The organism is Palleronia pontilimi, from assembly GCF_016412875.1.
Taxonomy (GTDB): Bacteria; Pseudomonadota; Alphaproteobacteria; order Rhodobacterales; family Rhodobacteraceae; genus Palleronia; species Palleronia pontilimi.
Genome location: NZ_JAEKPD010000036.1, coordinates 1 through 10450, shown reverse-complemented (window position 1 = coordinate 10450; position 10450 = coordinate 1). Strand labels below are relative to the sequence as shown.

Below are 10450 nucleotides of genomic sequence, written 5' to 3'. Positions count from 1 at the left end.
TGCGGACCGCTTCGTCGGCACGTTGAACGAGGCGGCGCTCGCCGTCATGACCTCGCTCGGTCACCGTGCCGGGCTTTTCGATGCGCTCGCGGCCAATCCCGCCGTCACGTCGCACGGCCTTGCCGAGCGGGCCCGCGTGAACGAGCGCTACCTGCGCGAGTGGCTTGGCGTGATGGTGACCTCTGGCGTCGTCGTCTTCGACCCCAAGGGCTCGACCTATACGCTGCCACCGGAACACGCGGCGTTCCTGACCCGTGCGGCCAGTCCCGACAACATGGCGGTTACGACCCAGTTCATCTGCCTCGCAGCCTCGGTCGAGGACAAGCTTCTGGAGCGCTTCCAGACGGGTGAGGGCCTTTGCTATCACCATTTCGACCGCTTCCACGAAGTCATGGCCGAGGACAGCGCACAGCTGGTCGTCGCCAACCTGACCGACGCGATCCTGCCGGTCGTGCCGGGCCTGATCCAGCGGTTGCAGGACGGCATCGACGTGGCCGATTTCGGCTGCGGCGGCGGGCGCGCGATGATGGCGCTCGCCCGGGCGTTTCCGGCCAGCCGTTTCACCGGTTTCGACCTGTGCGAAGACGCGTTTGCCGAAACCGCGGCCGAAGCCCGGTTCAAAGGACTGTCGAACCTGCACTTCGTGGCCTGCGACCTGTCGGCGGCCTCGTTGCTGGGTTCGTTCGATCTGGTCTGCGCGTTCGACGCGGTCCACGACCAGGCGGACCCCAAGGGCTTCCTGCGTCTCATCCGGCGCTCGCTACGCAAGGGCGGTGTCTTCCTGATGCAGGACATCGGCGGGTCGCGGGACCTCGAAAAGAACGTCGAGAACCCGTTCGCGCCGCTGCTCTACACGATTTCGAGCATGCACTGCATGCCGATCTCGATCGGACAAGGCGGGCCCGGCCTTGGCGCGATGTGGGGCGTGGAGACCGCCGAGGAGTACCTGGCGGAAACCGGCTTCGAAACCGTCGAGACCCACCGCCTGCCGCACGATCCCATCAACGCCTATTTCGTCGCCCGCGTCTGAGCGGGCTCCAGAAAGGAGCATGACCATGAGCATGATTTCCTCCCGTCCCGGTGCACGGCGCCGACCCTTGATCAGCCTCGCAGGCACCATTCGAGGCTGGATCGTGGCGGCCCGAGAGCGCCGCCGCTTCCGGCGCGAACTTCTGCATCTCAGACGGCTCTCACCCCACCTGCGCCGGGATATCGGCCTCGAGGACCACCCCGCTGCGCACGACCGCGCACCTTCGCACCACTGGCGATAACACGACGAAAGGACAAACCATGAAGACGTACAATCACGGCAGCACGCTGGTCATCGGCGCCGGGCTTTCCGGCCTCGCCACCGCGCGTGCCCTGAGCGAACGCGGCCTGCCTGTCACCGTGCTGGAAGCGCGGGACCGGGTCGCAGAACCCTGGCGCAGCCGCCACCCGGCGCTGCGGCTCAACATTCACCGCCGTTTCGCAGGCCTTCCCGGTCAACCGGCGCCGAAGACCGATGGCGTCTACCTGAAACGCGACACCGTGGTCGCGCATCTGGAACGCTACGCGGGCGCGCTGAAGGCGCCGATCCATTTCGGCTGCAACGTGTCCCGCGTCGCGCGGACCGATGCCGGTTGGGAGGTTGCGACAGATAAAGGTGTGCACCAGGCCGACAACCTTGTCATCGCCACCGGCCGAGAGAGCGAGCCGCACATTCCCGACTGGCCGGGACGCCGCGACTTCGAAGGCGAGCTGCTGCACGTGGCCGACTTGGGCGACGTGTCCCGCTTCGACGGCAAGCACGTACTTGTCGTGGGGGCCGGGAACTCGGGCACCGACGCGCTGAACCACCTTGCGCGGCATCGCCCCGCCAGCGTCAGGGTGTCGGTCCGGTATGGCCCGGCGGTCGTCCCGAAGCGGATTTTCGGGTATCCCCTGCACGGGCTGGCGCGCGTCTTCGCGGCGCTTCCCGTCAGCGTCTCGGACCCCGCCTTCCGGCTGACCGAGCGATTGTTCCTGGGCAACCTGCGGCGATACGGGCTGACACGCCATCCCGATGGCGGGGGCACCCGCCTGCTGCGCGACGGCGTCACCTTCGCGATCGACGACGGCTTCGTCGCGGCACTGAAGGCCGGGCGTTTTCGGGTCGTCCCGCGCGTCGAGCGGTTCGAGGGGCGCGCGGTTCTCTTGGCCGACGGATCGTCTTGCGTGCCGGACGTCGTGATCGCGGCGACCGGGTATCGCACGGGGCTGGAGCCGCGGCTGGGCGATCTGGGCGTCCTCGACGATGCCGGGCGGCCGCGCCACCCGATGGGCGAGCGCGATCCGGACAATCCAGGCCTCTGGTTCACCGGCTACAAGCCGATCTTCACGGGCTTCTTCGATGCCGCAGGCATCTCGGCCGAACGCATCGCGACCGACATCGCCGCCGACGCAAATCGCGTTTCGGTTCCCGTAGGTCCCGGCGTGCAACGCCCGCACGCCGCAACCCCGCGCCCCGCACCTGCGGACGCATCCCTGTCGTAACCCACTTGCTGGAAGGACAAATCCAATGAAACCGACCAACCTGTTCATCGCCGCGATCGTCGCGGCCACCCCGCTCGCGGCCCATGCCGAACCGCGGGCCGCTTTCGACGTGGCCGAGGATATCTCGCGCTTCGTCCATGCCGGGGCACCCGTTTTTGAAGACGGCATGCCTGCCTATGGCAACGCCTTCGTCACGCAGGGCTACATCTATCCTGCCGGGGCGCTCGACGGCGGTGTCGAAGGCACCTTGCCGAACGGCGACCCGGCGTTTCCAGACCTCGTGATCGGTGAATGGACCTGCGACGGGTATTTCATCGCGGAAGGCATGCGCACCGAAACCGGCGCCATGGTCATCACGCGACAGATCTACCGCTTCGACGACGGCGACCTGCTGGTCAGCCACGGTGTCGAGCTTGCCGATCCAGGCGTGACCGTCACCCGGGCCATTACAGGCGGAACGGGCGACTACGCCGATGCCCCTGCTGCCATGGAACAGGTCATGCTGGGCATGAGCAAAGGCTATGGCGTGCGCCTGCAGATCCAGATCGATGACGGGACCAGCGATCCCGTCGTTGAGGAACGCGATCATACCGAGTGGGACTCGGACGCCCGCGTGGGGCCCGCATCGGTCCCGGAGCGCAAGGCCGAAGGCTGAGTTCTGCGCAAGCCCATGCACATGCGTGGGGAATGTCGCAAAAAAAATCGCGGCGGGGCCTGATTGCAAGGCGCCGCCCCATCAAGCGCAGCGACCGTCATACAGGATCGAAGCCAATGAAGTTCGTCAAGATCATCGCAAACGAGACGGGCACGTCCAAGCTTGTGGATGAGCGTTGGAGCCTTCTGACCGGAGATTTCACTCCGCCATCGCCCGCTGGCTACAGGATCACGGAAACCCTTCGTGCGACGGGCCTTCTGATGATGCATCACCCCGCCGGTTACCGGGACGCGTGGCATTGTGCCCCTCAGCCTGTTCTCGGAACCGTTCTGTCCGGAACGATACGCATCGAAACGAGCGACGGAGATGTCAGACGTCTTTCACCCGGCGACCAATTCCTGGCGGCCGACCTGCAAGGGGCCGGACACAAGATCGAAGAGACGAGCGGCGCGCCATACGATCTTGCCCTCGTTCTGCTTGATGGCGTTCCCGAATCTACAGACTCAGGGGCTCAAGAATGAAACTCTATTTCATGCCTGGCGCCTGTTCTCTCGCGCCGCATATCGCCTTGCGCGAGGCGGGTCTTCGGTTCTCGTTGGTCGAAGTGGACTACAGGTCGAAACGCACGTCGGACGGGCGCGACTTTCACGAGATCAATCCCAAGGGCTATGTTCCGGCCCTTGAGCTGAACGGTGGCGACTTGCTGACCGAAGTCCCGGTCATCCTGACCTACATCGACGAGATCAGTGGCCAGAAAGCCTTGTTGCCGAGGCGCGGGTCGGATCGCCTGATCGCGTTGGAATGGCTTAACTACATCGCGACGGAGATCCACAAGAGCTTCAGCCCGCTGTTTCGCCCGAGGACGCCAACCGCATTCCTGGCGCCGGGGCGTGCGCACCTGTCGCGACGCCTGGATTTTGTCGAACGCCACCTGCAGCACCGCGAATACCTGTTGGGGCCAGGGTTTTCCCTGCCGGATATTTATCTGTTCACCGTCTTCCGGTGGCTCGACGACCAGGAGCTTTCACCCACAGACTGGCCTGCCTTGCAGCGCCATTCGGAAGCCATTGCCGCGCGTCAGTCTGTCAAAGACGCCCTGGAGCAAGAAAGCTTGGCCGCGAATTTCGCTCACCGACGGAGGATGGATCATCCACGCCGACATGTGCGTCGACGACACGGCCGAATACGATCGCCTGGTCCCGATTAGGCGCGCATACGCAAACCTTGTCGGCGTATCGCCGGGAGCCATGCGCCTGGAATTCGACGCGATCCCGGACCTGATGGTGGCGTCCGGCGCGCGTACCCGTGCGCTGTTCCTGGAAGCCGGTCTCATCGAGTCCCAAGAGGTGTTCCGGACGCCGTGGTATAGATGCTGGATCAGTCGAAGCTGCCCGTCCTGAATAAAGACCTGTTCCCCGCCAACCTGGATGTCAGCCATGATAGATATCGAAAAAGCCCGATCCGATACCCCGCAATGCAAGACAGTCCTGCATTTCAACAACGCGGGTTCGTCGCTGATGCCCGCCCCGGTTTTCGAGGCGCTTCAGAAGGTGCTGCGCGACGAAAACGAGCTTGGCGGATACGAGGCCGAGCGGCGCGCGCAAGACGACCTGGCGGCCTTTTACACCGAGTTCGCAGGCCTTCTGAATGCGTCCCCGGATGAAATCGCCTATGTCGAAAACGCGACGCGCGCCTGGGACATGGCGTTCTACGGTATTCAGCTGAAGCCCGGCGACAGGGTCATCACCCACAGATCGGAATACGCGTCCAACTACCTGGCGCTCTTGCAGCAATCACGGCGTCTGGGGTTCGAAATCGATCTGGTTCCGTCCGACGAGTTCGGACAGATCGACGTCGATGCGCTGGACCACATGATCGGCCCACGGACCAGGCTGATCGCCATCACCCATGTGCCGACGCAAGGGGGTTTGGTGAACCCTGCTGCAGAGGTCGGGAAAGTCGCCCGCAAGCACGGCGTTCTTTACCTTCTGGATGCGTGCCAGTCCGTCGGGCAGATCGATGTGGATGTTGCCGAAATCGGTTGTGATATCCTGTCCGGGACGGGCCGCAAGTTCTTGCGCGGGCCGCGGGGAACGGGATTTCTCTATGTGCGCAAGGACGTCATTGACCGCATAGATCCTCCTTTCATCGATCTTTCATCGGCCACACGGACCGCGGCGCATGACTTCCAGCTCGTCGAGGGCGCGCAGCGGTTTGAAAACTGGGAAAGCTATGTCGCGGGCCGTGTCGGTCTGATGCGGGCCGTGCGCTACGCACGCGACATCGGCCTCAGGAACATCGAATCGCGCGTCATCCAGCTCGCCCAGGACCTGCGTGACGCGCTGTCACGGATCAACGGCGTTTCGGTGCACGATCAGGGGCAGCGCAAATGCGGGATCGTGACCTTCACGAAATCCGGTGTCGATCCGGCCGACTTGGCAAACCAGCTTCGTGCGCTCGGGAGTCATGTGTCGGTCTCGGCGATGCCCTATGCGCGCCTCGATCTTGAACCGCGCAACTTTGCGGCCTTGGTCCGGGCATCGGTGCATTACTTCAACACAGGGGATGAAATCGCTCAATTCGTCGAAGCCGTGGAGAATTCCGAGCATGTGCGAACCTCCGGTCTGCATGCCTGAACGGCAGCACAGTCCCGCCACGCCTGAGACCGGCCGACCACAGATCCGGCAGTCGCAGCGAATGGCTGTGATGGCGGCTCACAACGCAGCAACTCGAACGCGAGGTCCATGTCCGGTTTGGGCCGATAGCTGCCCAGGCGACTGCACCTACGCGAGGGGCGGGAAGCGGACGAGCCCGATGTCTCGCTCAGTTGCTCCGGCACGATCTACGAATCCGCCGCTTCCGTGCGTGTCGTTAGGGGCAAGGAACCATTCTAGATCGCGCCCGGTCTACCTCTTCCATGCGGTAATCCAGAACCTGGCGGAACCGGATCCTCGCGGAGGATTTGCATCATCACCGTGCGCCAGCGCTGGTCGAACATCCATTTCGGCAGCAATTCGTCCAGGAGCTCGGGCGTCATGATGGGATAGGCCGCGCGCCACTTGCGCCCCGCTTCCATCGCCTCGTCGTGGTAGCCCGCGAGCCAACAGGTCGCAAAGAGCATTCGGTAGGCCCAGACAACCCCCGGCCCGGCGCGCAGGCCGAGTTTGATGAGGTCGATTGCCTCATCGTGGCGATCCAGAAGACGCAGCGCGGCGGACCGACCGAACATGAAGTTGAAGCGGAAAGGGTCGAGCGGGCTGAGCGCGTCGGCGCGATCGAACGAGGCCAGCGCAGCCTGTGGCTGGCGAAGGTAGACCTCGTTCCATCCCTGCCGCATCCAGCCCCACGCGTTGTTCGGATCCAGAGCGAGGGCGCGCCTGGACAAGGCTATGGCGCGCTCGCCATCTTCAGGGCCAAGGGCCGCGGCGGCGGACAGGGCCGTGAGCGCGGCGGGGTCGTCCTGCACCAGTGGCTCTGCCCGGTCGAGTGCCGCGCAGGCGGCCTCGAAATCGCCGGCCGGATCGCGGCTCCATAGATATGCGCGCTGGTTGGCGTGGCACCATGCCTTGTAGGCGAGAGCGGGGCCGTAATCTGGTTGCACCTCCAGCGCCTGATCGAGATGGGCAATGGCAAGGCCGGTTTCTTCGGCCCGGTGCGCCCAGATATGCGGAAGGGCGGAGAGCACCAGTTCATAGGCCGTCCGGTCAGCCTTTGGCCGACGGTGGGCGCGTGCGATTTCGGCCGCGCGCAGCGACGGGGCGAGCTGGCCCGCGACGTGCATCGAGATGCGATCCTGCAGATCGAACAGGTCGTCGAGCCGGTCATCGAACTGTTCGGCCCACAGGGTGCGCCCTGTCGCGGCCTCGACGAGCTCGACCGACAGGCGGACGCGTTCGCCCTGGCGCTGGATCGAGCCCTCGACCACGTAGTCGGCTCCGAGCCGTGTTCCGATCGCCGCGATGTCGAGCACTTCTCCGCGCAGGGCGAATGCGGATTGCCGGGCGATCACGTGGAACTCGCGCACGCGGCTCAGCGCAGACGTGATCTCCGAGACCACGCCGTCGGCGAACATGTCGGCCTCGCGCGCACCGAACTCGTCAAAGGGAAGGATGGCGAGGCTCGGGCGATTGCGCCGCGCGAACGCCTGGGCGCCGCCTTGGGCGGTTGTTGCGGCGGTCTGGGACGTCGGCTCAAGCTGGCGCATCTCGCGCAGCCAATCCTCGAATCCCTCGGAAGCAAGGTCGAACCCGTCGAGGAACGGAGTCGCGCCGTCGCGGACGACCTGGACTTTGTCCTCGTCCAGCCAGACCGCGCGGCGATCGGACAGCAGCGTGCTCTCGGGCAGCGCGCGGCGCAAAACCGACAGCTCCTGACGAAGCGACGCACGGGCTTGCCCGGCGGCGCGGTCTGTCCAGAGCAGGTCCGCGAGCCGCGCACGCTCTGCCCGCAGTCCGGGTTGGGCTGCGAGAAACGCGAGCAGCGCCTGCCCCCGGCGCGACAGCGTGTCGGGGATGGCGGGTCCGCCAATGCGGAAGGCACCTGACAGATGGATTTTCAGCACCGTTAAAGCTTTCTCTGCGGTTCTCCTTGCGGAGCTTAGCACGATTTTACGGAAGTTTTACGATTGCGCTCTTACCGATTTGCGCGGGCGTGACGCGGCGCGCACGGTGCGTCCGGCAGGATGAGATCATAGCATTGAACCCCAGAGGACGACGCCATGACCGAAACGCTTTTTCACCCCGCCCGCACGACGCCCCGCCGCGGCTTGCTTGCGATACTGCTTCGCCGCCTCGTGCGCTGGCAGGCGGCCCATGAAGAGGGGGCGCGTCTTGCCGACCTGACCCCCGAGGCCCGCCGCGATATGGGTCTGCCACCGGCCCCCGCACCGAGACCCGCACGCCCGGTGGAATGGTAGGACGGCGGCCCGGATTTGACGCTTCTCCCTTTCCCTGAAGTTTTCCTGAATAGCGGCGGATTCCGACCGAACATGGAACCCTTGCTCCTTACAGGGCGAGACATCGGGTCGGCGGAAACGGTCGACTGATCGCTTCGATCAGGGAGACAACGCTGGGATTTTTTCTCTCATCCGCAGTGCAGCCCACAATCTGCCGGACGATGCCGAATTCGGCAATTACGATCGCTTCGGGCGACCTGCACCGCCGAACCGGCTCCGGCGGGAAGGACAGCTTTGGGCCGTGAGCGGCTAGAGGTTTGGAGAGACTATGCGCTCGGGCCGCGCTCTTCCACGACCACACTCGCAGCAAGAGTGCACATCAAAACGGCCTCGGTAGACAATCTGCGGCCAGATCCTCTTCGATCTCTCACTGGCCTAGAGGGCACACTTCCCCGTCTCGCAGGCACCTGTGAGTGCTTCATGAATTCCTCTCTGAATTCAAACGATCAGGGCCCTCAAATCGCCATCTCCGCGACGCGCATCTGTCGAAAGTAGCAGGATTCCGGGGCCGTGAACACGCGCTTGGGAGATGCGGAAACGATGAAAAAACTGTTGTTAAGATTTGGCGCGATTGCGTGCACATCGGGTCTTGCGGCCTGCGGAACAGTGTATGATTTGCCCGATGTGACTGATGCGTCTAGCGCAGAGGCCAAGGCGATGTTCGCCGAAGAGCGGCGTGTCTCGACACGGCGGGCGACCTCATCAAATGTTGCCGCAGCACGCTTCAAACGCGTCGTGTCGCGCGTGAAACCCGTCGCTATATCCCTCTGCCGTACTCACTCCGACGCCGAGGCGGAAAAGGCCTGTGACCTGCCAGTACTCGTAGACACTGATATGCCGGTGGCCAACGCATACCAGACCCGAGATGCACAGGATCGTCCCTTCGTCGCCTTTACCATTCCCATGTTGATGCAGATCGAGAGCGACGACGAGATGGCGTTCATCCTCGGCCACGAGTATGGCCACCATATCGCGGATCACATCTAGAAGGGCCGTCAGCAGGCTATGGCAGGAGCTATTATTCTAGGTGCGATCACGGCGACAAGCCAAGCTTACGCCACCCAGGCCAACCCATACCGCTATACCGGTGCCGACAGCGCTGAGATGCGACGGAACATGGAGCTTGGAGTAGCGATTGGGCAGAAAGCTTACAGCCAGTCTTACGAACTCGAGAGTGATGTGATCGCTACCTACATCACCAAGAATGCCGGATACGATCCCGTGGAAGGCGCCAAATTCTTTGCTCGACCGGCCGCGGCCCGGACCAGCGCTGGTAACTTGTCTTTCTGGGGCACCCACCCTCCCGACGCAAAGCGTCTCGCGACTGTGATCGAAACAGCCAAAAAGGCTGGATCTGGTCAGATGCTGGTTCCAAAAGACTAGACCCTAACATCAGCGATCAAAAGGCAGCTGATCCGCGTTTCTGTACTTCGATCGCCGAGAGTGCTGCATGACACCCGAACGGTGGGTTTCGTGAGCCTGCACAGCGGCGTCAGAAGCCTGATTGGATCGCCGGTCTAGGCCGAGAAAGACCTCGCTACCGCACATAGGCGGCAATTCTCGGCTTGCCGCCGCCAACTCACTTCGATCTTTGCACTCTCGATGACGAAGCGAACGGCGTTGTCAGGGCTGCGGAGCGGTCGCTGATCGACGCCGGTGCCCTCACTGAACAGCAGGGAAGCTAGCGGCACCGAATGATCCCTCGGCAGCAATTGGCGCAAAGGAGCTGCACTCCAGAACCATCCCAGATAGCCATTGCGGCTTTACGTTATCCATGGCGTCCGACTCGGGCGTTTCGGAATTTTGCCCCGCATGGCCTTCGTCCCGGGGAGGTAGTCAATCGAGCCCGGAGTCCCAACGCGGGTCGATGCCCCCGCCCCCCCCCGTCCGCGCTCACGTCGTTCTCTGGCCCGCCTGCACACACTCGTCCTGAAAGGAACTTCTTGGGGTGACGTCGATCCGATCTCCTCAAACGATCACGGCAAGACGCCGGGATCCCAACTGGAAGGACACACCGTGAAGAACGAAACTAAAAAAACACCGAGTGGGACAGCGAAATCTACTTCGCGCATGATCTTGGTCAATCTGAGCTGGATGCCATCGCAGTTCTGTCCGGCGTGCACCCCGACGCCGAGTTCGAAGCCGGTGGCGAAGAAGACGAGCGTGGGCGAGAACTGATGCACTTCCTGACGAACGCCGTGATCTTCTGGCGGCGTGGCGGCTTCGACGCGAATGAGATCACTTCGTTCGCGGACCTGTCGACCTTCGGCGACTACTTGCTGGATATGACCTTCCCCCGCGGTTAGGGCCGGTTTGATCTGGAATCT

Annotated in this window: 10 protein-coding genes and 1 pseudogene; 9 read left to right on the top strand and 2 right to left on the bottom strand. The window is 63.6% G+C overall.

Features of this window, described 5'->3' with window-relative positions; all coding sequences use genetic code 11:
* The 7 genes from ILP92_RS18115 to ILP92_RS18085 form a co-directional block, all read left to right on the top strand.
* Positions 1-1030: class I SAM-dependent methyltransferase (locus ILP92_RS18115; protein WP_198917823.1), on the top strand; the 1030-nt coding region annotated here is incomplete at its 5' end.
* A gap of 260 nt (positions 1031-1290) precedes the next feature.
* Entirely contained in the window at positions 1291-2514 is a 1224-nt protein-coding gene (locus tag ILP92_RS18110; RefSeq protein ID WP_198917822.1) for a flavin-containing monooxygenase, read from the top strand.
* A gap of 25 nt (positions 2515-2539) precedes the next feature.
* Positions 2540-3169 (top strand): hypothetical protein, encoded by a 630-nt coding sequence (locus ILP92_RS18105; protein WP_198917821.1) that lies wholly within the window; start codon positions 2540-2542, stop codon positions 3167-3169.
* A 116-nt stretch (positions 3170-3285) separates the two neighbouring features.
* Positions 3286-3690, top strand: coding sequence for a cupin domain-containing protein (locus ILP92_RS18100; RefSeq protein ID WP_198917820.1), 405 nt, complete (start codon positions 3286-3288; stop codon positions 3688-3690).
* A complete protein-coding gene (gene gstA / locus ILP92_RS18095) occupies positions 3687-4376 on the top strand; it encodes a glutathione transferase GstA (RefSeq protein WP_198917819.1) in 690 nt (229 codons plus the stop codon). Before ILP92_RS18100 ends, gstA begins: the two co-directional genes overlap by 4 nt.
* Positions 4377-4416: 40 nt before the next feature.
* Entirely contained in the window at positions 4417-4569 is a 153-nt protein-coding gene (locus ILP92_RS18090; protein ID WP_198917818.1) for a hypothetical protein, read from the top strand.
* A gap of 27 nt (positions 4570-4596) precedes the next feature.
* Complete coding sequence (locus tag ILP92_RS18085) at positions 4597-5805, top strand: aminotransferase class V-fold PLP-dependent enzyme (RefSeq protein WP_235971594.1); 1209 nt, start codon at positions 4597-4599, stop codon at positions 5803-5805.
* A 254-nt stretch (positions 5806-6059) separates the two neighbouring features.
* Here ILP92_RS18085 and ILP92_RS18080 read toward each other — a convergent pair whose 3' ends face one another.
* Positions 6060-7730 carry a hypothetical protein gene (locus ILP92_RS18080; protein ID WP_198917816.1) on the bottom strand — a complete coding sequence of 557 codons (1671 nt, stop codon included), beginning with the start codon at positions 7728-7730 and terminating at the stop codon, positions 6060-6062.
* A 156-nt stretch (positions 7731-7886) separates the two neighbouring features.
* On the opposite strand from ILP92_RS18080, the gene ILP92_RS18075 reads away from it, so the two are divergent.
* Both ILP92_RS18075 and ILP92_RS18900 read left to right on the top strand, forming a co-directional pair.
* Positions 7887-8084, top strand: a complete 198-nt coding sequence (locus ILP92_RS18075) for a hypothetical protein (protein ID WP_198917815.1) — start codon at positions 7887-7889, stop codon at positions 8082-8084.
* A 579-nt stretch (positions 8085-8663) separates the two neighbouring features.
* Positions 8664-9506: pseudogene (locus tag ILP92_RS18900) on the top strand (M48 family metalloprotease).
* Between the two features lie 593 nt (positions 9507-10099).
* Here the strand turns inward: ILP92_RS18900 and ILP92_RS18060 are convergent.
* Positions 10100-10450, bottom strand: a 351-nt coding sequence (locus tag ILP92_RS18060; RefSeq protein WP_198917812.1) for a hypothetical protein, incomplete at its 5' end; no start/stop codon positions are given.

What these genes read in the sequence shown, in the direction of transcription:
- ILP92_RS18110 (WP_198917822.1), top strand. Translation starts at nt 1,291, where the DNA reads ATGAAGACGTACAATCACGGCAGCACGCTGGTCATCGGCGCCGGGCTT.
- ILP92_RS18100 (WP_198917820.1), top strand. Translation starts at nt 3,286, where the DNA reads ATGAAGTTCGTCAAGATCATCGCAAACGAGACGGGCACGTCCAAGCTT.
- ILP92_RS18075 (WP_198917815.1), top strand. Translation starts at nt 7,887, where the DNA reads ATGACCGAAACGCTTTTTCACCCCGCCCGCACGACGCCCCGCCGCGGC.
- gstA (WP_198917819.1), top strand. Translation starts at nt 3,687, where the DNA reads ATGAAACTCTATTTCATGCCTGGCGCCTGTTCTCTCGCGCCGCATATC.
- ILP92_RS18085 (WP_235971594.1), top strand. Translation starts at nt 4,597, where the DNA reads ATGTCAGCCATGATAGATATCGAAAAAGCCCGATCCGATACCCCGCAA.
- ILP92_RS18105 (WP_198917821.1), top strand. Translation starts at nt 2,540, where the DNA reads ATGAAACCGACCAACCTGTTCATCGCCGCGATCGTCGCGGCCACCCCG.
- ILP92_RS18090 (WP_198917818.1), top strand. Translation starts at nt 4,417, where the DNA reads ATGCGCCTGGAATTCGACGCGATCCCGGACCTGATGGTGGCGTCCGGC.